This window comes from Collimonas fungivorans Ter331 (assembly GCF_000221045.1).
In the GTDB taxonomy this organism is placed as follows: domain Bacteria; phylum Pseudomonadota; class Gammaproteobacteria; order Burkholderiales; family Burkholderiaceae_D; genus Collimonas; species Collimonas fungivorans_A.
On the sequence record NC_015856.1, the window covers coordinates 670,529 to 691,458 of the forward strand.

23 protein-coding genes are annotated in these 20,930 nt (G+C 62.4%); 4 read left to right on the top strand and 19 right to left on the bottom strand.

Going from position 1 to position 20,930, the window contains the following annotated elements; genetic code table 11:
• Window positions 1–161 precede the first annotated feature (161 nt).
• The 14 genes from CFU_RS02925 to ftsY all read right to left on the bottom strand — a co-directional run bounded on the left by CFU_RS02925 (window position 162) and on the right by ftsY (window position 13,141).
• Window positions 162–536: a hypothetical protein gene (locus CFU_RS02925; protein ID WP_014004560.1), complete on the bottom strand. Its 375-nt coding sequence runs from the start codon at window positions 534–536 to the stop codon at window positions 162–164.
• Window positions 533–1,255, bottom strand: coding sequence for a response regulator (locus CFU_RS02930; protein WP_014004561.1), 723 nt, complete (start codon window positions 1,253–1,255; stop codon window positions 533–535). The genes CFU_RS02925 and CFU_RS02930 overlap by 4 nt, the downstream gene beginning before the upstream one ends.
• A gap of 149 nt (window positions 1,256–1,404) precedes the next feature.
• Window positions 1,405–3,699: a sensor histidine kinase gene (locus tag CFU_RS02935; RefSeq protein ID WP_014004562.1), complete on the bottom strand. Its 2,295-nt coding sequence runs from the start codon at window positions 3,697–3,699 to the stop codon at window positions 1,405–1,407.
• Between the two features lie 2 nt (window positions 3,700–3,701).
• Window positions 3,702–4,265 carry a DUF4390 domain-containing protein gene (locus CFU_RS02940; protein WP_238531392.1) on the bottom strand — a complete coding sequence of 188 codons (564 nt, stop codon included), beginning with the start codon at window positions 4,263–4,265 and terminating at the stop codon, window positions 3,702–3,704.
• Between the two features lie 66 nt (window positions 4,266–4,331).
• Entirely contained in the window at window positions 4,332–5,642 is a 1,311-nt protein-coding gene (rsmB, locus tag CFU_RS02945) for a 16S rRNA (cytosine(967)-C(5))-methyltransferase RsmB (RefSeq protein ID WP_014004564.1), read from the bottom strand.
• 64 nt (window positions 5,643–5,706) lie between these two features.
• Entirely contained in the window at window positions 5,707–6,345 is a 639-nt protein-coding gene (locus CFU_RS02950; RefSeq protein WP_014004565.1) for a LysE family translocator, read from the bottom strand.
• Window positions 6,346–6,504: 159 nt separating this feature from the next.
• Window positions 6,505–7,416 (bottom strand): alpha/beta hydrolase, encoded by a 912-nt coding sequence (locus CFU_RS02955; RefSeq protein ID WP_041741147.1) that lies wholly within the window; start codon window positions 7,414–7,416, stop codon window positions 6,505–6,507.
• Window positions 7,416–7,760, bottom strand: coding sequence for a DUF1840 domain-containing protein (locus CFU_RS02960; RefSeq protein ID WP_014004567.1), 345 nt, complete (start codon window positions 7,758–7,760; stop codon window positions 7,416–7,418). Before CFU_RS02960 ends, CFU_RS02955 begins: the two co-directional genes overlap by 1 nt.
• A gap of 125 nt (window positions 7,761–7,885) precedes the next feature.
• Window positions 7,886–8,428 carry a hypothetical protein gene (locus CFU_RS02965; protein WP_238531393.1) on the bottom strand — a complete coding sequence of 181 codons (543 nt, stop codon included), beginning with the start codon at window positions 8,426–8,428 and terminating at the stop codon, window positions 7,886–7,888.
• A gap of 37 nt (window positions 8,429–8,465) precedes the next feature.
• A complete protein-coding gene (locus tag CFU_RS02970) occupies window positions 8,466–9,425 on the bottom strand; it encodes a DMT family transporter (RefSeq protein WP_014004569.1) in 960 nt (319 codons plus the stop codon).
• A 90-nt stretch (window positions 9,426–9,515) separates the two neighbouring features.
• Window positions 9,516–10,352, bottom strand: coding sequence for an AraC family transcriptional regulator (locus tag CFU_RS02975; protein ID WP_041741148.1), 837 nt, complete (start codon window positions 10,350–10,352; stop codon window positions 9,516–9,518).
• A gap of 19 nt (window positions 10,353–10,371) precedes the next feature.
• Entirely contained in the window at window positions 10,372–11,298 is a 927-nt protein-coding gene (gene ftsX, locus CFU_RS02980; RefSeq protein WP_014004571.1) for a permease-like cell division protein FtsX, read from the bottom strand.
• Window positions 11,295–11,978 (bottom strand): cell division ATP-binding protein FtsE, encoded by a 684-nt coding sequence (locus tag CFU_RS02985; protein ID WP_041741149.1) that lies wholly within the window; start codon window positions 11,976–11,978, stop codon window positions 11,295–11,297. Before CFU_RS02985 ends, ftsX begins: the two co-directional genes overlap by 4 nt.
• 38 nt (window positions 11,979–12,016) lie before the next feature.
• Window positions 12,017–13,141 (bottom strand): signal recognition particle-docking protein FtsY, encoded by a 1,125-nt coding sequence (ftsY, locus tag CFU_RS02990; RefSeq protein ID WP_014004573.1) that lies wholly within the window; start codon window positions 13,139–13,141, stop codon window positions 12,017–12,019.
• A 343-nt stretch (window positions 13,142–13,484) separates the two neighbouring features.
• Here ftsY and rsmD point away from each other — a divergent pair, with 343 nt between their 5' ends.
• From rsmD to CFU_RS03005, 3 genes are all read left to right on the top strand, one after another.
• The gene (rsmD, locus tag CFU_RS02995) at window positions 13,485–14,138 is read left to right on the top strand and encodes a 16S rRNA (guanine(966)-N(2))-methyltransferase RsmD (RefSeq protein ID WP_041741150.1); all 654 of its coding nucleotides are present in this window, start codon (window positions 13,485–13,487) and stop codon (window positions 14,136–14,138) included.
• Between the two features lie 43 nt (window positions 14,139–14,181).
• Complete coding sequence (gene coaD / locus CFU_RS03000; protein ID WP_038485166.1) at window positions 14,182–14,670, top strand: pantetheine-phosphate adenylyltransferase; 489 nt, start codon at window positions 14,182–14,184, stop codon at window positions 14,668–14,670.
• 90 nt (window positions 14,671–14,760) lie between these two features.
• A complete protein-coding gene (locus tag CFU_RS03005; RefSeq protein WP_014004577.1) occupies window positions 14,761–15,036 on the top strand; it encodes a YfhL family 4Fe-4S dicluster ferredoxin in 276 nt (91 codons plus the stop codon).
• A gap of 15 nt (window positions 15,037–15,051) precedes the next feature.
• Here CFU_RS03005 and CFU_RS03010 read toward each other — a convergent pair whose 3' ends face one another.
• Together CFU_RS03010 and gcvA are read right to left on the bottom strand one after the other, a co-directional pair.
• Entirely contained in the window at window positions 15,052–15,903 is an 852-nt protein-coding gene (locus tag CFU_RS03010; RefSeq protein ID WP_041741151.1) for an MOSC domain-containing protein, read from the bottom strand.
• A gap of 6 nt (window positions 15,904–15,909) precedes the next feature.
• Complete coding sequence (gcvA, locus tag CFU_RS03015; RefSeq protein WP_014004579.1) at window positions 15,910–16,806, bottom strand: transcriptional regulator GcvA; 897 nt, start codon at window positions 16,804–16,806, stop codon at window positions 15,910–15,912.
• Between the two features lie 119 nt (window positions 16,807–16,925).
• Here gcvA and CFU_RS03020 point away from each other — a divergent pair, with 119 nt between their 5' ends.
• Window positions 16,926–18,161 carry an MFS transporter gene (locus CFU_RS03020; RefSeq protein WP_014004581.1) on the top strand — a complete coding sequence of 412 codons (1,236 nt, stop codon included), beginning with the start codon at window positions 16,926–16,928 and terminating at the stop codon, window positions 18,159–18,161.
• Here the strand turns inward: CFU_RS03020 and CFU_RS03025 are convergent.
• The 3 genes from CFU_RS03025 to gsiD are packed head-to-tail and all read right to left on the bottom strand — an operon-like array spanning window position 18,148 to window position 20,924.
• Entirely contained in the window at window positions 18,148–18,966 is an 819-nt protein-coding gene (locus CFU_RS03025; RefSeq protein ID WP_014004582.1) for a M55 family metallopeptidase, read from the bottom strand. The two genes, CFU_RS03020 and CFU_RS03025, sit on opposite strands and share 14 nt — an antisense overlap.
• A gap of 21 nt (window positions 18,967–18,987) precedes the next feature.
• Entirely contained in the window at window positions 18,988–20,022 is a 1,035-nt protein-coding gene (locus CFU_RS03030; protein ID WP_014004583.1) for a P1 family peptidase, read from the bottom strand.
• A complete protein-coding gene (gsiD, locus tag CFU_RS03035) occupies window positions 20,019–20,924 on the bottom strand; it encodes a glutathione ABC transporter permease GsiD (RefSeq protein WP_041741152.1) in 906 nt (301 codons plus the stop codon). Before gsiD ends, CFU_RS03030 begins: the two co-directional genes overlap by 4 nt.
• Window positions 20,925–20,930 lie beyond the last annotated feature (6 nt).

Sequence of the window (20,930 nt, forward strand, 5' to 3'; positions counted from 1 at the left end):
GAGTGCTAATAGGATTTGTTAAAGAGTGTATATAGGCGGTTGCTATCGGTATTATTCTTTTGATTGTTCGAAGCAGATATTTAGAGAGGCAAACCGGAGGAAAGTTGCGTCCATATTAAAGCAAATGCTGCATAGCCGCACGGCAGCGCCGAAAAGGGCCGTCAGACCGCCAGATCGGGCGTCATCTCAAGGAAATCGTCGTAGGGCGGGTGCAGCAGGAAAGTGCGCAACTGCGCCAGGTGCGTACTGTCGGCGATGCTGATGTACAAGCGTGCCGGCGGCTTGCGCAGCAGGCGGTTCAGGGTGACGCGCAGGGTCAGGTTACCGATGCAGCACAAGCAGCCGGGCGCAATCCTTTTGATATCGAGATCGAGTCCAGGCGGCAGCGTCGCCGCTTTGCCGTCAGGCAGGCCTTCCAGTATGAGTGCAGTGCCGAGATGGACGCCGCTCCGTGCCAGGTCTTGCTCCAGGGCGGCGTAGATGGCGGTTTCGCGCATGCCGGCCGAGCCGCCGCTGACCAGGGTGGTGAGGGTCATCCGCCTTTTTTGGACAACTTCCCTGGGTCAACCCCGAGCTGTTTCAATTTGCGGTACAGGTGGGTGCGTTCCAGTCCGGTTTTTTCGGCCACCCGGGTCATGCTGCCGCTTTCGCGGATCAGGTGATATTCAAAGTAGGCGCGTTCGAAAGCGTCGCGCGCCTCGCGCAGGGGCAGGCCGAACGAGGATGAGAACAGGCTCTCGGAGGCGACCGCCACCGATGGCATCGTCGTGATATGGGCCGCTTCCGACGATGCCGGATTGTTAAAGACGCCGGCGGTGACCACCGTATCGTTCGATTCGCCGGAAGCCGCGGCCGGCTGCGGATACAGGGTTGGCGCGCGGGCGGTCTTGGGACCTTGCGACAAGCCTTGCTGGACTGCTTTCAACAGCTTTTGCAGGGCAATCGGCTTTTCCAGGAAATTCAGGGCGCCGATGCGGGTCGCCTCTACCGCGGTGTCGATAGTGGCGTGGCCGGACATCATGATGACAGGCATGGTCAGCAAGCCGTCGCGCTGCCATTCCTTCAATAGGGTGACGCCGTCGGTATCCGGCATCCAGATATCGAGCAGCACCAGATCGGGCACGCCGCCGTGACGAAATTCGCGAGCCTGTTGTGCATTTTCCGCGGCGGTTACTACATGCCCCTCGTCACCTAAAATCTCCGAGAGCAATTCCCGAATTCCCATTTCGTCGTCAACGACTAGGATGTTAGCCATGCGGTAGCCTTCCCATTTCCTGTTGCATCAAATCCCACTGTATGGACTGTTCGGACAGCCCAGTTAAGTTATCAATGTCTATTTATTTTATTTTCGCGTCCGGATACGTATGCTATATCAGCAAATCGTCAATTTGCAGCTGTTCTCGATCAAATTACAGCTGAATCGTGGTTCGAGGCTAACTTTAACAGCAAAATCAGGATTTTTGCGCCCTTTGTGTCGCTTCGGTTCTGCAGATCGATGCGGCCGCCGTGTTCGTCGATGATTTTTTTCACCATCGGCAAACCCAGGCCGGTGCCGCGCGGCTTCGAGGTGACATAGGGTTCGAAGGCGCGGGCCAGTATCTTGGGCGAGAATCCCGAACCATTGTCGGTGATCGACAGCCGCACCGCGGTGCGCGACAAACCGTCCGAACTTTGATAGCTGACGCGCTCGGTCACCAGGTCGATGCGCGGCGGCGCCACATCGTCGGCGCGCTCGAGCACGGCATCCTGGGCGTTTTGCAAAAGATTATGGATCACCTGCCGCAGCTGGGTGGCGTCGCCCATGATCAGCGGCAGGTCCGGCGCCAGCGAGGCGTGGATCATGTCGCGCTCGTCGCCGGCCAGGTAGAGGTGCAGGATTTCCGCCACCAGCACGTTCAGGTCGAGCTCGCCCAATACCGCCGGCGGCGTCTTGGCGTAGTCGCGGAAATCGTCCACCATGCGCTTCATGGCGGCCACCTGGTTGACGATGGTGTCGGTGCTTTTCTTCAGGATCGCTGCGTCCTGGGTCATCAGCTTGTCTTCCAGCTTCATCTGCAGGCGCTCGGCCGAGAGCTGGATCGGCGTCAGCGGATTCTTGATTTCATGCGCCAGGCGGCGCGCCACTTCACCCCAGGCGATGGAACGCTGGCCGGAGATGACGTCGGAGATATCGTCGAACACCACCACGTAGCCGGTGCGGTTTTCTACCGGCAGGCGCGAGCCGCGCGCCAGCAGGATGATGTCGTCGCTGTCGCTGTTCTCGCCGCTGTCGACCCGGCGCGGAATCTCGATCTGCTGCTGCCAGTGCAGCAGCTCGGTGCCGATCTTGCCGGTGGCGAACTGCGCGTTCTGTTCCGAGAAGGCGTTGATGATGACTTCGGCGAAGTGGGCCAGGCCGTCGATGATGGTCAGCGGCTGGCCGATGTGCGGCGAAAAATCGTATTGCAGGATGCGCGCTACCGACTGGTTGCTGGTGACCAGGCGGAAATCGCCGTCCAGCACCATCACGCCGGCCGACATGTTGGCCAGCACCGACTCCAGGTAGGCCTTGGCGTTTTCCAGCTCGCTGCGGTTTTTTTCCACGGCGGCGCGGGCGTCGTACAACTGGCGCGTCATCAGGTTGAAGGATTGGGTCAGGACGCCCAGTTCGTCGGAGGTGGCGACGATCGGCCGCGGCGACAGGTTGCCTTCGGCCACCGCCTTGGTGCCTTCGGCCAGCAGCAGCAAGGGCTTGGCCAGGTCGGTGGCGATCAGGAAGCCGCTGACGATGGCGCCGAACACAGCCAGCAGCAAGGTCAGGGTCAGGGTTCCTGTATACATTTTGCGCAAGCCGGTACGGCCTACCGAAAGCTCTTGATATTCGGCCGAGGCGGCGGCGACGAGGCCGATGTTGGAAGCCAGGTAGGACGGCACCGGCTGTATCATTTGCAGGAAATGCGTTTCGTTTTGCAAGGACGAACTTCTCAGCGGCGCCGGAATGGCGACTATCACGCGCTGGCGCAGGTTGGCAGCGTCATTGCCGTTGACCGGTTTACCGCTGCTGCCGGGGGCGTCGAGATCGCTATCGAGCTGGGCATAACCGCGCGGCAAACGCGCTCGCTGCAGCATCGCGGCGGTCGGCAAGCTAGGCACCAGGGTTCCCAGGTGGCCGCCGACGGAAGCGATCACCTGGCCGTTGGCGGTAACGATCGATGCTTCCACGTTCTGGTCGCTGAGCCGGCCCAATTGAGTTGCCTGCGCCGAATTGGACAGCTCCGACCATTCGGCCGCCAGCGTGCGCGCCCTGGCGCTGAGATCGCTGAGCGACGCATCGAGGGCGGCGTGGCTGAGGTTGACGCCGGCCTGCAAGGCGGTCTCGACGTGGACGTTGAACCAGGATTCAATCGAACGCGACGCGAACTGCACCGACACCAGGTAAATCACCGCGCCCGGCAAGATGCCGACCAGCGCGAACATCAGCACCAGCTTGGCGGTCAGCCGGGAGCCGAACTTGCGGCGTTTGTAGCGCTTGTACAGGCGTACCAGCAGCAGGCAGACCAGCAAGAACAGCGCCACCGCCATCAGCACATTCAGGCCAAGCAGCCAGGTATAGTGCTTGTCGAAAAAATCGGTATTGGAGGACGCCGAAGACAGCAGGAACAGCAGGACGCAGACGATGGCGCCGCCTACCACCAGCAGATAGCGTAATGCGCGCGACACGGCTATTCCGCCTTGTAGTTGAAACTCTTCCAGTCGGAAGAAAAGCGCCAGTCGCTATTGTTGAGGGCGTTGACCTGGAACGGCTTGGACAGCAGCCCGAGGTCGAGGCCCATGCGCACCGCAACCCGGTACACCTCGCCCTGCTTGAGCGCGCTCTTGTCGGCGATCAGCCAGCGGCTGGGGCGGCGGATCAGGGACAAGGCCTCGTCCAGCGTACTGAAGCTCTGCTGCAGGCTGCCGTTGATGGCAACGTTGTAGCGCCGTGTGATGACGTTGTATTGCAGACGGATGGTCTGGGTGGCGGTAATCGCCTTTTCATCGAACCAGTACCAGCGCGGCCGCGTCAGCTCGACGTCGGTGGTGAAATACAAGGTGACGCCACGGTTCACCACGTCTTCCAGGCCGCGGTTGAGATCGAAGGAAAACGTGGCCGACAGGCGATAGCCGTCGTCGCTGGCTTCGATATGGGCCTGACTCAATTCAACGCCATCCGATGCAAATGACGGCGGGCTAAAAGACAGAGCCAGCAGCAAGGCCAGCAGCCAGTATTTTATGAATTGAGGCAATGGTCGCGTCACTGGTTTCAGGTATGGTAAAAAGTTATCGCAAAAGGGTGTTGGAACTATGGGGCGTCAGCACTTCTGGAACAACGCGTAAAACAGGCCATCATGATCGTGTTGGGCATCGGCGGTCGGCAGCAGCTGCCCTGGCGCCGGCAGCCTGCGCGCATTGTTGCGCGCGGCAAAGGCTGCTGCCTGGGCTTCCGATTCCTGCGGCCATACGGAACATGTTACGAGTAACAATTTACCATCCGGGCGTAGCATCTGCCACAGATTGTCCAGAATCTTTGCCGAAAGTGTTGCAAGTTGCTCGGTATCGGTCTTGCGCCGCAGCCAGCGTATGTCGGGATGGCGGCGCACGATGCCGGAGGCGGTGCAGGGGACGTCGGCCAGTATGCGGTCGAACAGCTGGCCGTCCCACCAGTCGCCGCCCTGGCTGCCGGTGCCGGCATCGCCCAGCTGCAGCTTGGCTTCGAGTTGCAGGCGCTGCAGGTTCTGGGTGATGCGCAGCAAGCGTTTGGGATTGTTGTCCAGCGCGGTCAGCTCGACGTCGGCGCTTTCCAGGATATGGCCGGTCTTGCCGCCAGGAGCGGCGCAAGCGTCCAGCACCCGCATGCCGTCTTGCAGGTCCAGCAGCGGCGCGGCAAGCTGGGCGGCGGCGTCCTGCACGGAAGCCAGGCCGTCTTCAAAACCGGGGATCTGGGCCACCGGCATGGCTGTGTCGAGGCGTATCGCATCGGGGCCGATCTGCCGTGCCGTTATGGCGTGGCTGGCCAAGGTGTCCAGGTAAGCGGCGACCGAAGTCTTGCGGCGGTTGACGCGCAGGGTCAGCGGCGGCGCTGCATTGCCGGCGGTGAGGATGGCTTGCCATTGCTGCGGGTAGGCTGCTTTCATGCGGTCTATCCACCACACCGGGTAATTCCAGAGGCCGAACGGGGTTTTGATGGCAGCCGCCACCAGCGTTTCGCGTTCGCGCAGGAAACGCCGCAGCACGGCATTCACCATGCCTTTGGCGTGGGCCATCTGCGGATCGGATGAGACCGCGGTGACGGCCTGGTTGACCACCGTGAAATTCTCGTAAGCCGGATCGTCGACATCGGCCAGCAGGCACAGGGCCGCGCACAGCAGGCAATGCAGCAGGGTAGGTTCCGGCGGCCGGCTGGCCAGGTTGCCGAGCAAGGTTTCGGCGCGGCCGATGCCGCGCATGGTGCGGTAAGCGATGTCCTGGATCGCGCCGCGCGTTGGCGCCGGCGCTGCCGATTGTGCAAATACCTGGGTCAGCGCCTGCGGCAGCGCCGCGCCGTCGCGCACCAGGGCGATGGCTTGGGCTGCGCCTAACAGGCTAAAGGCGAGAGAGTCTTTTTTGAGGGTCGAATAGGTCACAAGTGGTTCAGGTCGGTTCTGCGGGTATTGGTTGTTGGAAAATCGGTTTTTGTTCAGTTCTTGTTCAGTTTTTAGTTAACGCCAGCTTGATGCCCAGGGCAATGAAAGCGGCGCCTACCGTGCGTTCCAGCCAATGCTTGATCTGCGGATTGTTGCTGGCGTGCCGTGTCAGGGTGCCGGCCAGCATGGCGGTGCCGCTGTTCCAGCACAGCGTGACGACCGAAAATACTGCGCCGAGCAGCAAGAAGGCAGCGATCTTGTGCGGCGAATCATGGCGCACGAACTGCGGGAAAAAGGACAGGAAAAACAAGATCACCTTGGGGTTGAGCACGTTGGTGATCAGGGCCTGGACAAAAATCGTCTTGTGCGAGCGCAGGTCCAGCTGCGGCTGCTGTTCGCTGGCGGCAGCTTTCTTGCTGAGCAGCATCCTGATCCCGAGATAGACCAGGTAGGCGCCGCCCGCCAGCTTGACCGCCATGAAGGCGGTGGCCGAGGTTGCCAGCAGCGCCGTCAGGCCGAAGGCCGACAAGGTTGCATGGATGCAGCAGCCGGCCGTGATGCCAAGCGCGGACAGCAGGCCGGCGCGCCGGCCCTGCGCCACGCTGCGGCCGACAATATAGGCGGTATCCGGGCCGGGAGTGGCGTTGAGCAGCAGGACAGCCATCAGGAACAGGCCAAAATCGGTAATGCCGAAGGAAATCATGATGCGGCTAGACAGGATGGGAACAACGCGATTGTAGCGGGGATATGGTCGCTCACCTACAGTTAGGTGGCGATTGCGACAGGAAAACGTGAAATTTCCGAATTGCTTGACAGTAACAATTCTTTGCCATAACGGTTAAGCTGGCAAGCGTATTGAATGTCAGATCGGCAATTTTTCCGCCAGGCCCGGCTGGACTGTCGCCGGCGGCTGCAGCAGGTACTGCGCCTCAAGCCAGCGGCGCACATCCGCAAATACCCGTTCGGCGCCGATTTCATTGAAAATCTCGTGGTACATGCCGTCATAGTCGCGGAATGTGACGATCGCGGGCGGCAAGGCGGTAAAAAACCGGCGGCTGCCGTCGGCATCGATGATGCGGTCGTCGCCGCCAATCACCAGCAGCGTCGGGACCGCCAGGGTGTGTGCTTGGCTTTGGGCGAATTCGCCGGAGCGCAGCATGCTGTTCAGCAGGCGCGCGGTGATCTTGTTGTGCACCAGCGGATCGCTGCTATAAGCTTTGGCCACTGCGGGATCGTGCGACAGGTGGTCGACGTCCAGGCCGTTGGGCAAGGCCAGGCCGGGAGCCACTGCCGACATCAGCTTGAGCAGGCCGAGCTGCACCCGGCTCAAGCGCAAGGCCAATCCGGGCGAGGATAAAATCAGGCCGCGCAGCGGAGCCATCGCAGCTACCGCAAAGCGCGCTGCAAACAGGCCGCCCATGCTATGGCCGAATAAAAAGGGGAGATTGCCCGCCAGCGCCGGATAGTCCAGCTGCGCCTGGCGGTTGAAATCGTCCAGCACCAGCCGGGCGTCGCGCAACAAGGCGGTGTCGTCCGGCGCATCGCCCCGCGGTCCGCCGGAACGGCCGTGGCCGCGATGATCGTAGCTGCGCACCAGCAGGCCGCAGCGGTTGAAAAAACGTATTACATGGGCGTAACGCCCGGCATGTTCGCCCAGCCCGTGCATCAGCAGGATGCTGCCGGCCACCGGCACGCCGTCGGCCGGCGCCCAGTCGGCGACGAAGAGAGAGATGCCGTCCGCGGTCGTAAGCTGTCGCTCAAGACCGGAGGTCATCAAACGCCCCAGAGTACGTTGTCGTTATGCTTGTGCGCTTCGCGCAGCATTTCCAGCAGGGGATAGATCTTGGCGGCGAAGTTGACTGTCTGCACCGGCTCATGGCCGCTGTCGTCGCCGGCAGCGTTGTGATGGGCCGCGATGTCGTGCTGCACGCTGTCCGATGCCGGGTGGGCGCGGCTTTCCGATGTTTCCGCTTCCAGTTTGGCAATCGCTGCCGCGCCTTCTTCGGCCGTGATGACGCCGATCTTCACATCTTTGTTCAGCAGGTCGAGGATGCGTTTGGCATCGTGTTCAAACATGATGACTTCGGCCGACGCCTTGGATTTGAATGTAACTAACATAAAACCTCAGAATATTGTTTTTGATGAAAAAAGACATTGTACAGAATACCCCTTTGTCGGGGGGCTCGCCACTGCTGTCACCGGTGGTTACAGTACGGCCGGGCGCCGTAATTCTTGCGTTAATGTCAATTATGTTTGAATGAGGAGATGAAAGTTTCGGCATTTTCTCGCGAAACGGCTTTTTCCGGCCCCATCACGATGACCTGGTAGATTTCCTTGTCCTTGCTGACAAAATGCCCGAACAGGATTTCCGCCTTGCCGCCCGGCGTGGTGCCGACTGCCTCGACATCAATGCTGGCCGACAGCCCTTGCGTACTGCTGGCGGCAGCAGCCGCTTTCTCCGACTTGACGGTGCCGTTGATGTTTTTCACCAGCGCGGTTTTCATCGCGGCCAGCGCCGCTTGCGCCTTGGCGGCGTCGGGCACGGTAGCGCTGCCGACCGCGAATACCGTGTCGTCCACCTTGGCGGCGGTCATGGTCATGGTGACCGGCGTGCCGTCGAGGTCGATAGGGCGCGCGAAGGTTGACGGTTTGGCCGGCAGCAGCACGCTGTAAGGAGCGTCCTTGCTGTGCACTTCGCGCCAGTTGAATTTGGGTGAGCAGGCCAGCAATGCCAGTACGGAACAGGCAAGCAGCAAGCGGGACGACAGGGTAAATGCAGGTTTCACGGGGTAACGCAGCCGGCTGCGGAAATGGAAGCAGCCACTATGGTATCTGATGCTGGAAGGTGCGCACACCGAAAACTATGCCTATGCACAGCAGCGCTATGCCCGCCATCACCTGCACGCCTGGCACGGCGTCGCGGAAAATGAAAGCGTACAGCAGTGCCGCCAGGGTTTCAAACACGATCAGCTGCGCCAGCAGCGCCGTCGGCAGATGCTGGCTGGCCTTGTTCCAGAGCAGGGTGCCGATCCAGGACGCGCACAGGCCGATGACCAGCATCAGGCCGACAAACTGCAGCGGCCGCGGGCCAAACGGGAAGGAATAGGAGCCGCCGGTCAGTTTCAGGTAAGCGCCGTAGCCGAGCAGTCCGATCAGGGCCAGCGGCAACACCGCCAGGCCTTGCGCGGTGGCCCAGGTGGACGGGCTGATATGCGGATTGGCGCGCAGGTAGCGGGCGTTGACGATCGGGTACCAGGTCCAGGCGCCGACCGCCGCCACTGCAATCAGGCAGCCCAGCACATAGTCGCCGATCGAGCGGGTATTGCTGCTGCCTGCCAGCCGCATATGCGTCAGTTCGGCGGCGTTGACGCACAGGATGCCGAGCAGGATAATCAGCAGCGACGGCGCCAGCCGGCGCCAGGCGACGCTTTCCACGGCATGCCCAGGCGACCAGTTGGAAAACACAGAAATCACCACCGGCAGGGTGCCGATCAGCATGGTCGGCAGCGGCGCATCGGCCAGCTGGATCGCCGTCGCCAGCGCTGCGTAATACAGCAGGTTGCCTACCAGCGACAGCTTCAGCGCGGCGCGCCAGTCGGCCCTGGTCAGGGCGGCGATGCGCTTGCGGTCAAGCAGGGCCGGCGCCAGCGCGATCAGGCCGAAGGCGACGTAGCGGCCGAACGACAGCATCAGGCCGGGGTAGTCGGGCAGCATCAGCGGCGCGATGAACACCAGTCCCCACATCAGGCCGGCGCCCAGGGCGCATAACAGGCCGGTCAGCATGAGGCAGGCCGGGGCGACAGCGCGGTAAAGTGAATTGGTGCCATGAAAGGGTCGAGGACAGGTAATGATATTGACCCATCATGCCCGTTTTTAGCTGAGCGGTCTTGTACCAATTTGCTGTTGATACTGCGCCGGGGTGACGCCGTAGGCGCGCTTGAACCAGCGCGTCAGGTGGCTCTGGTCGGCCAGCCCGACCGCGGCGGCGGCGTCGGTCGGCGTGCTGCGCTGGGACAGCAAGGTCTTGGCGCGGGTGGCGCGGCGCGCTTGCAGGTATTGGTGCGGAGTGGCGTGGAACGCGGCCGAGAACGCCCGCACGAAATGGAACATCGACATGCCGGCTTCCGCCGCCAGGGTATCGATATGCAGGGTCTGGTCGAGGTTGGCTTCGATGCAATCGAGCACGCGCCGCATCGCCAGCATGCGTTGCGGCTGGCCGGGCCTGGGCAGGGAAACCGGGCGCAGGTTCTTACCGTAGCGCTGGGTGACGGCGTCTATCAGCACCGTGAAATGCGAGATGAAGGCGAGGTCGTCCGGCGCCTGCCACATGCGTTTGAACAGCAGCTGGAAACTGTCCGCGAGCTGGGGATCGTGCGCGGTGGCGGCGGTGAAATACGCTTCGCTGCCGGTCAGTTCGCGCAGCAGCTGCGGTTCGATGAACAGCATCTGGTAAGTCCAGCCGGCAGCGATTTCGGCGTGGCCGTCATGCAGTTCGTCGGGATTGAGCAGCACCAGCGTGCCGGCCGGGGCCACATGCTGCGAGCCCTTGTGGCGGAAACGCTCGACCCCGGTTTCAATCGCGCCCAGCGAATAGGCCTCGTGCACATGCGGCGCAAATTCGTGGTCGACCAGCCGCGCCGAATACAATTCCACGCCCGGTAAATGCGGGCTGGTCTTGAAGGTGACGAATTCGGACGGGTGGTGGAACACGCTGGTCTCGGAGCCGGGTTCAGGCCAGGCGGGCCAGGTGGCGCCGCACCGACAGCAGGGCCCCAACTAGGCCGAGGCCGGCGCTGATCGCCAGCAGGACCAGGCTGGCGATCCAGTTCAGCGGCAGCAGGCGGAATTCGGAGGCATACAGGCGGGCGAATTCGGCAATCGCCTGGTTCAGCGGCTGCAGGCCAAGTGCTACCGCGCCCAGCGCCAGGCCGCCGGCGCACAGGCCGAGCAATGCGCCGGTGTAATAGAACGGCCGGTGGATGAAGGCATCGGTGGCGCCGACCAGCTTGGCGACGGCAATCTCTTCGCGCTGGGTCAGCACCTGCAGGCGCACGGTATTGAACACCACCGCCACCACCACGACCGCCAGCGTGACCGCCAGGAACATCAGCACCAGGCGCAGGATGCCGAGCAAGGCCGCCAGGCGCTTGACCCATTCCGAATCGACCTGCACGGTATCGACTCCGGGCAGGGCCTTGAGGTCGGCCGCGATGGTGTCGATGCGGGCTGCGTCAGGCGCATCGTGGAAACCGGTCAGTTTCAGTACGTAAGCATCCGGCAAAGGATTCTGGCCCAGCGTGGTCAGCGCATCGTCCATGCCGGTCTTGTTTTTCAGGCTGATCAGGGCGTCTTCGCGCGGGATGAACATGACCGTGGCCGTGCTGTGGTGCTGCTGTAGGATGGCGTCGATTGGCTTGGCCAGCGCGGTGGTTTTTTCGCGCGCCGCGTCCAGCGCCATGAAGATGCTGATTTCGGGTTCTACCGCCAGCTGCTCGGAAACAGGACGCACGTTCTCGATCAAGGTCAGGCCGCCGAACGGCAGCGCCAGCGCAATCGCCACCACCAGCACATTCAGCGCAAAACCGCCGGGCGCCTTGAACAGATGGGTGAAGGCGTCGTTGATGGCGAACAGGTGTTGTCGCAGCCAGCTGTTCATGCTGCCCCCCCGGCTGCGGACTTGCGCCAGTGGTCGACGATCTGGCCTTGGTCCAGGAACACCACGCGGTTGGCGCTGTCAAGGAACTGCTCATCGTGGGTGGAAATCAGGCAAGTCACGCCGGCTGCGTGGAACGACCGGAGCGCATCGAGCACCTTGTTGGCGTTGTCGCGGTCGAGGTTGGCGGTCGGTTCGTCGGCCAGGATGATTTGCGGCCGGTTGACGATGGCGCGCGCGATCGACACGCGCTGCTGTTCGCCTCCGGACAGGGCTTGCGGATCGGTAGCGGCCTTGTCCAGCAGACCGACCTTGTCGAGCGCGGCCTGCGCCCGTTTTTCCGCTTCGGCGCGGGTGGCGCCGGTCACCAGCAGCGGCAGCATGACATTGGCCAGCACGCTGCGGTCTTGCAGCAGCTTCTGCTGTTGCAGGATCAGGCCCAGGTTGCGCCGCAGGTAAGGCAGGCCGGACGATTTCAATTTGCCGACGTTGGCGCCGCTGACGGTCAGCGTGCCGCTGCTGGGACGTTCTATCGCGGCGATCAGGTTGAGCAGCGTGGTTTTGCCGGCGCCGGAAGGACCGGCCAGGAAAATCAGGTCGCCCTTGTTGACCGTCAGTGTGATATCGCGCAACGCAACTACGTCGCGCGTGTATTTTTTGGAGACCTGGTTGAATTCAATCATGGAATGGCTAGGACCTGTCATCGATAATTGGCTTGGAATTAATTCAGCAATGCATCCACAAATTCAGCCGCGTCAAACGGCTGCAAGTCTTCGATCTGTTCGCCGACGCCGATGAAATACACCGGGATCGCGCGGGTGGTGGCGATGGCCGCCAGCACGCCGCCCTTGGCGGTGCCGTCCAGCTTGGTGATCACCAGGCCGGTCAGGCCCAGCGCATCGTCGAACGCCTTGACTTGCGCCAGCGCGTTCTGGCCGGTGTTGCCGTCGATGACCAGCAATATCTCGTGCGGCGCGGTGGCCATGCCTTTGCCGATCACGCGTTTGATCTTCTTCAGCTCGTCCATCAAGTGCAGCTGGGTCGGCAGGCGGCCGGCGGTGTCGACCATTACCACGTTGGTGCCGCGCGCCTGCGCCGAATGCACGGCGTCGAACGCGACAGCGGCCGGATCGCCGGATTCCTGCGAGATCACGGTGACGTTGTTGCGCTCGCCCCAGATCGTCAGCTGCTCGCGCGCCGCGGCGCGGAAGGTGTCGCCGGCGGCCAGCAGCACCGATTGTTTATGCGCTTGCAGATGTTTGGCCAGCTTGCCGATGGTGGTGGTCTTGCCGGCGCCGTTGACGCCGGCGATCATGATCACCAGCGGCTGGTGCTGGTCCAGCACCAGCGGTTTCTGCAAAGGAGTGAGCAAATCGATCAGCAGGCTGCGCAGCGCCGCCTTGACCTGGACCGCCTCGGTCAGCTTGTCGTCCTTGACCTTCTTTTTCAGGGCGTTGAGCAGGAAATGCGTGGCGTCGACGCCGGCGTCGGACACCAGCAGCGCCGATTCCAGTTCTTCGTACAGGTCGTCGTCGATCTTGGCGCCGACAAACAGGATGCTCAGGTTGGAGGAAGTTTTCGACAGCCCGGTTTTCAGGCGCGACAGCCAGGAGCGTTTTTGTTCCGCCGCGACCGGCGCTGCAACGATTTCGGTTTCCGCTGCAGGCTCCACTTCCGGCGCGACCACAGGATCTGACGTCACGCCCGCCTCAGCCGGCGCCGGCGCGCTTGGCGCAACAACTGGAATGGCTTCTACGGCTTCAATCTGCGCCAATTCGGCTGGCGCAGAAGGTTTCGGCTGGGGTATTACTTCGGGTTTTGGTTTTTTCTTGAAGAAGCTAAACATCTGAGGCCTGATCTGTAAGGCGGTGAAATAGGGCGCTGCAGCAGCCTTTCAGGGCCGGCTGCACAAGAGGTACAATCCTAGCAGCCTGCCGGCCTTAAGGTGATCGGCTGCAAAAATAGCTGAGCGGCCCATATTTCACCGGCTTCTTGGTCAATAGCCAGGCTATTGACACTGCGAATCCGGCAAAACCTGGCCTCGCTCAGCTATTTTTTCGCTTCGATCCCTTAAGGCCGACAGGCTGCTAGGCATTCTATCAGAGCACAGGCCATCAAATCAGGGATAGCCCGGTGCACGGATGCGATTGACCGATTTCCAGCAAAATTTCCCTTCTTTATTAAAATTAATGAAAAAACCAAGCAGCAAAAAGCCGCCGAAGACGCCGGTGCACGCCATCAAACCGCCCTTGGCGCGCCAGGTCCGCATCATTGGCGGCGCCTGGAAACGCACGCCGCTCGCGGTGCTGGATAGCGAAGGCTTGCGGCCGACGCCGGACCGGGTGCGCGAGACCCTGTTCAACTGGCTGACACACTTGCTTTATGGCAACTGGAGCACGGTGCGCTGCCTGGACCTGTTTGCCGGCACCGGCGCGCTGGGGTTTGAAGCCGCCAGCCGCGGCGCGCTGGAAGTGACGATGATCGAGCACAACACGCCGGCGGCGCGCCAGCTGGAAGCCGCCAAGGCCAAGCTGGACGCCAGCCAGGTACGGATCCTGCGCAGCGATGCGGTAACCTGGCTAAGTAAGGCTAACATCGAGGCCGACAGCGCCCGCTTCGATCTGATTTTCCTCGACCCGCCCTACCAGCAGGGCTGGCTGGAAAAGGTGCTGCCCCTGTGCCAGGATTTGCTGGCGGACCAGGGTTTGCTGTACCTTGAATCTGAGTTCGCGCTGCAGGAAGACGATCTGCCGCCCTGGCTAGACGGCTGGCAGCTGCTGCGGGCGGACAAGGCCGGTATGGTGTTTTATCACTTGCTGAAAAGGCAAGACCATTCTGCCTGATGCAAATTCAGGCATAATGCGCGATCTGATTGGGGGAAGAAAGATGGTCACAGCAGTTTATCCAGGTACGTTCGATCCGCTCACGCGCGGCCATGAAGATCTGGTGCGTCGTGCATCCGGGCTGTTTGACAAGCTGGTGGTCGGCGTTGCCGACAGCAAAAACAAGAAACCGTTTTTCTCCCTCGAAGAACGGCTGTCGATCGCCAACGAGGTGCTGGGCCATTACCCCAATGTGCAGGTGGAAAGTTTCTCCGGCCTGCTCAAGGATTTTGTGCGCCAGCATGACGCCAACGTGATCGTGCGCGGCTTGCGCGCGGTATCCGATTTCGAATTCGAGTTCCAGATGGCGGGCATGAACCGCTACCTGCTGCCGGATGTGGAAACCCTGTTCCTGACGCCGTCCGACCAGTACCAGTTCATCTCCGGCACCATCGTGCGCGAGATCGCCACACTGGGCGGCGATGTCTCCAAATTCGTCTTCCCTTCGGTCGAAAAATGGCTGAAGGAAAAGCTGGACGCCCAGCAGCCCTGAGGGCATGCGCAGCGGCGAATCTCCAACAGGCATAAAATGGCGGCAAGGCGGGATCTTCTGCTCCCGCGGCAACTTGAGTAGAGTAGTGCAATGGCTTTATTGATCACCGATGACTGTATTAATTGCGACGTATGCGAGCCAGAGTGCCCGAACGGTGCGATTTACATGGGGCCGCTGATTTACGAAATCGACCCGCACAAGTGCACCGAATGCGTAGGCCATTTCAACGAACCGCAGTGCCAGCAGGTCTGTCCGGTTAGCTGCATCCCGCTGGATCCGGCCTGGCACGAATCGAAGGAACAGCTGCAAGCCAAGTACGAGCGCTTGCAGGTAGAACTGGCGGCGCCTGCCGTCAAGCCGCAGTAACTCCGCAGTAATCCTCTAGAACGCCAGTTCACCCTCGATGTCCTGCCCGATGCGCAGGACTGCGCCATTCCCCTCCCGCACTATCATGTTGACGCCGAAAGTGACGGCGCCCTCGACGCGCGGATTGGCGCGGTAAGTCAGCAGAATATCCATCGGATCGGGGCCGATTTCTCCGCTGGCCTGGTCGATGGCCGGCATTGGGCAGCGCGTGCATGGTTTTACAGGTTGCAGGCAGATCGGTCCGGCCCGCAGCGTTTCCAGAAAATCCTCTTCAAAAGCATCCACGCCATCGATCACGATGTTCGGCCGGAAACGGTTCATCGGCAATGGCGTCCGCCCCTGCGCCTGCAGTTTCCGGTTGAGGTCGTCCAGCGACCCCTGCGATATCAGCAGCATCGGATAACCGTCGGCAAAGCGGGTCGGCGCATCTGCATCGAGCGTCCACTTTTTGCTGGCCAGGCGCCTGGCCGCAGGGTCGAAGCGCACCAGCCTGCAGGGTTGGCCCAAGACACGCGAGAACCAGGCGGCAGCGTCGTCGCCGCAGTCATGGGCGCTGAGGTGGTCGTCCCAGACGGTCACCTCCAGCGATGCCGCCTGCGCGCGATCCAGCGGCGCGGTCGGGACCAGCAGCGGCGGCATGCCGGGCGCTTGCACGGTCATGGCGCCGTCCTGCAAGGCTGGCGCGATCAGGGCCATGGCAGGGTGGCTGCGCTGCGACAGGAATTGTCCGTCGCTGTCGATCACCATCCATTCACGGTCGTGCGCGTGCAGGTGGCTGAGGCCGGCGGCGGTCACGGTGGCTGCCTGCAGGGCAATGCCGGCGCAGGATTTGATCGGGTACAGCGTGAGCGTAGTGATGGTTGGCATTGGCATTTATTCCGTTGAGTCTGACAAGATGGCGCCCAGCCAGTCCTGGAATTCGGCGATCGTGGCTGCCTTTTCGGTATCGAAGGGCGAGACCGAAAAATAGTCGCCGCGCGCCGGGGCGGTGATATCGAACAGGCGCACCAGGCGGCCGCTGGCCAGGTGGTTGCGCACCAGGCAGCTGCGCGCGAGCGCGATGCCTTGGTCGGCCGCGGCGGCGTCCAGCAGATGCATGGGATCATCGTACACCGGGCCTGCCTGCGGTTCGCCCTGTCTGATGCCGGCGGCGGCAAACCACGGTTCCCAGCCGCCATGGTGGGCAAAGCGCAGCAAGGGATGGCGCACCAGTTCCTGCGGCGTGATGGCGGGATGGCAGGCAGCGAAGCGCGGGCTGCATACCGGGAAAATCACTTCCTTCAGCAGGCGTTGGTAGCGGAAATGCTTGTTCCCGGCACGGCCGTACCAGATGGCGACATCGGCATCGCTGAAATCGAGTTCGCTCAGTTCGTGGCTGCTGCGCAAGCTGATGTCGATATGCGGATGCTGCTGGTGGAACGCCGCCAGCCGCGGCACCAGCCAGGCGCTGGCGAACGATGGCGGCACGCTGACGCGCAAGGCTTGCGCCGCGCGCCGGCTTTCAACCCGGCCTATGTGCAGGGCGCGGTCCAGCGCCAGCAGCGCCTGCCGTACTTCTCCCGCCAGCAGGCGGCCGCCGTCGGTCAGCACCATCTGCCGGCCTTCGCGCTGGAACAGCTTGCGTCCGCTGCGCTGTTCCAGCGCGCGGATCTGGTGGCTGATGGCGCTGTGCGTCAGGTGCAGCTCTTCTCCGGCGCGGGTATAGTTGCCCAGCCGCGCGGCGGCTTCAAACGCACGCAAGGTCTGGGTCGGCGGCAGTCGCTCAAACATGAGTGTTCATTTTTAATCAATCGGTTAATTCCATTCACATATAAGGATAAAACACTTCGTTGGCCTCCGGGCAATTTGCTGTCTACTATCGTCATATCCAGTTCTTTTAGTGACCGACCATGAAGCTAACTACCCGCGTTTTCCTGATATTTTCTTCCGGCTATTTCATTTCCTACCTGGCGCGCGGCATCAACCTGCCGCTGGCGCCCTTGCTCAGCAGCGAGCTGGGATTGTCGCCGGCGCAGCTGGGGCTGCTGACCAGCCTGTATTTTTTCGCTTTCGCTGCTTGCCAGCTGCCGCTCGGCATCTTGCTGGACCGCTTCGGCCCGCGCCGGGTCCTGGCTTGCCTGTTGCTGCTGGCGGCAGCCGGCGCGGTGGTGTCGGCCAATGCCCATGGCTTCAGCGCCCTGCTGGCCGGCCGCCTGCTGCTGGGGGTAGGCACGTCGGCTTGCCTGATGGCGGGCCTGAAAGCGATCGTCGCCTGGTTTCCGCACGATCAGCTGCCTTTGATGAACGGCGCCATCTATGCGATTGGCGGCCTGGGCGCGGTCGCCACCGGCACGCCGATTGCCTGGGCCCTGGGCATCACTACCTGGCGCGTGCTGTTCGTGGTGGTTGCGGTATTGATCCTGATGATCGTGCTGGCCTTGTTTACGCTGGTGCCGGAAAAAGATGAGCAGCATCCGAAAAGCAGCCTGGCGGCGCAGTTGCGCGATATTGACGGCATTTTCCGCAGCGCGGTGTTCTGGCGCACGGCGCCCCTGGTGATGGCGAGCCAGGGCGTGTTCCTCGGCGTGCAGGGTTTGTGGGCCGGACCGTATCTGCGCGATGTCAGCCGGCTGTCGGCCGCCGCCGCGGCCAATATCGTGGCGCTGGCCGGCGTGGCGATGGTGCTGGGTGCGGTCGGCTCCGGCTGGCTGGCGCGCCGCTTGCAGCAGCGTGGAATTTCCCTGCATACCACCGCAGGCGCGGGAATGTTCCTGTTCATGCTGGCGCAGCTGCTGATCGTGCTCGGCGCGCCCTTGCCGGACTGGCTGCTGTGGGGTTTGTATGGTTTGCTGGGCACTTCCGGCGTGTTGTCGTATGCAGCGCTGGTGCGCGAATTTCCGGCGCATCTGGCGGGGCGCGTCAGTACCGGGCTGACCCTGGCGCTTTTTGCCGGCGCGTTTGTGGTGCAGTATGGTTTCGGTTTGCTGCTCAATGCCTGGCCGCACTATACCGGCAGTTATGCGGCGGCCGCGCACCGGATTTCATGGGCGATCGCCTTGCTGGTGCAGCTGGCGGCCGGCGCCTGGTATTGCCGGCGCCTGAAGAAGCCGGCTGCAGGAACAAGCTCGGCGGCTAACGCAGCATGAAAGACATCGCCGACAAGCTGTTCAATATCCTTACGGCGTACTGCACCGACGGTGCGGTGAATTCGACGTTGACGCCGTCGATCCGCTGCAGCAAAGGCAGCTGACAGAACAGGTCGGCCAGCGCCGGACTCTGGATTTGCAAGCGGCAGGTGATCGCTGGCGGCAGTACAAAGGGAAGAGCGGCTGGAAGATTGGCGAGCGCCGCCTTGGCGCCCTCGCTCAACAAGCTTAGTGAACGCTGCGGCGATAGCGAGGCGCCGCTGTTGCTGCCATCCGCGGTCTTGACGCTGACCAGCGTGGCTTGCGGAAACAGCGGCCGGTTCTCTTCCACGAAAACGTCGTCGCCGCTGCCGAAAATCACCGGCACGCCGAATTCGCCGGCGAGCGCGCCGTAGATGCCGGCTTCGCCCAGTTCCTGGCCGTTCAGCCAGACGCGCGCGAAAGCAAAACTGTTGATGGTGTGGGCCAGGATGCCGCGGCTTTGCGAGCGGCCATGGTAGCCGACCATCATCACGCCGGCGACGCCGCTGTCGACGCCGCTCATCATGCCCAGCAGGCGCGGCTTGCCGAGAATGGCGCAAGCGGCGGGATGCAGCAAGTCCGGCAGCAGGTTGCGGAAACCGCCATGCGAGTCGTTCACCAGGATCTGGCTGGCGCCGCCGGCCAGCGCGCCTTCGATGACGGCATTGGCTTCCGCCGTCATCAGGCGCCGCGCGCGTTCGTATTCGGGATTGCCGGCGCGCGTCTGCTCCGGATGGAATACGCCGGCTACGCCTTCTATATCAACGGAAATCAGGATTTTCATTATGCTGTTCTGGTAAGTGAATCAAGACTGGCCGGTGGCGGCATCGCGCAGCGACAGGCGCCGATGGCCATCGCGTCCGCTGACGCTTTCCGCCGCAAACAGCGCATTGACGATGGCTTGTTCGGTGCTGTCGACCACTGCTTCAAACAGCGGGTCGAGCAGGTTGTCGTGCAGGCAGGCGCTTTGCCGTAGTGCGCTGTCCGAGCGATGCGGCACGGTTTGCGCAGTGGAAAACGCCAGCGCCAGGTCGCCGCTGCCGTGGCCGTAGATCGAGCCGGTGCGCCCCAGGCCGATGCCGCAGCGGGTCGCCAGCCGTCCCAGCTGGCGTGCATCGAGCGGCGCGTCGGTCGCGATGATCATGATGATCGATCCCATCTCGGGCGCTTCCGGCACGGTTTTCCGCAAACGCCGCAGGCCGTTTCCGATATGCTGCCCAGCCAGCGTCAGCGCCGCCAGCTTGCCGAAGTTGGCCAGCACCAGCGCACCGACGCAATATGGCATGCCACCGACGCTTATTTGGCGCGAAGCCGAACCGATGCCACCCTTCAGATCGAAACACGACATGCCGCGCCCGGCGCCGACCGCGCCTTGCCCGAACTCGGGCGCGGCGCTGGCCAGCGCTTGCCGGTAGTGCTCGGCGCTGACCGCCATGGCCTGGATATCGTTCAGGTAGCCGTCATTGCATTCGAACACCAGCGGATTGAGCGTCGGTTCGCTGCGTCCGATCTCGGGATTGGCCTGGATCGCGGAAATCACCTGGGCAGTGGCGACGCTGCCGACCGACATGGTGTTGGTCAGGGCAATCGGAGTTTCAAGCACGCCCAATTCCTGCACCTGCACCAGCCCTATGCTCTTGCCGAAACCGTTGAACACGACCGCAGCGGCCGGCACCTTGTCGCGGAACGGATCGCCGCCGTGCGGGCGGATCACCGTCACGCCGGTCTGGATGGCGCCTTGCGCCAGTGTGGCGTGGCCGACCGTGACGCCGGCGACATCGCTGATGGCGTTCAGCGGGCCGGCCGGCAACCTGCCTATGTGAGGGAGGACAAGGGTCATCGTCTGTCGATTTTAGGGTCGAGCGCGTCGCGCAAGCCGTCGCCCAGGAGATTGAACGCCAGCACCGTGAAGAAGATGGCCAGGCTAGGAAAAATCGCGATATGAGGCGCGGTCATCATGTCGGAACGCGCTTCGTTGAGCATCGCGCCCCATTCCGGCATCGGTGGCTGCGCGCCCATGCCGAGGAAGGACAGGCTGGCGGCGGTGATGATTGAAGTGCCGATACGCATGGTGAAATACACCACTACCGCCGACACCGTGCCGGGGAAGATATGGCGCAGGATGATGGTGCGGTCGTTGGCGCCTATGCTGCGCACCGCTTCGATAAAGGTCAGGTGTTTCAGCGCCAGCGTATTGCCGCGCACCAGCCGCGCAAACGTCGGGATGCTGAAAATCGCTACCGCGAAAATCACGTTCGACATGCCGTTGCCGAGGATCGCCACGATGCCGATCGCCAGCAGGATGCCGGGAAAGGCGAACAGCACGTCGCAGATGCGCATGATGATGCGGTCAGGCCAGCCTTCGTAATAACCGGCAATCAGGCCGGCCAGGGTGCCGACCACGGCGCCTACTGCAACCGACGAAAAGCCGGCGGTCAGGGAAATCCGCGTACCCATCAGGATGCGGCTGAAGATGTCGCGGCCGAGGGAATCGACGCCGAACCAGTGCGCCAGCGACGGCCCGGCGTTCAGGGCATCGTAATCGAAATAGTTTTCAGCGTCGTAAGGCGTCAGCCAGGGCGCGGCAACCGCCACCACGATCAGGAACAGCACAAAGCAGCCGGCCGCAACCGCCAGGTGCTGCTTCTTGAACTTGCGCCAGAATTCGCTCCAGGGCGTGCGTATGGTGCTCGGCAGCGGCGCGGCGGCAATCGCGGCGACAGGATTGGATGGAGTAGACACAGGCGG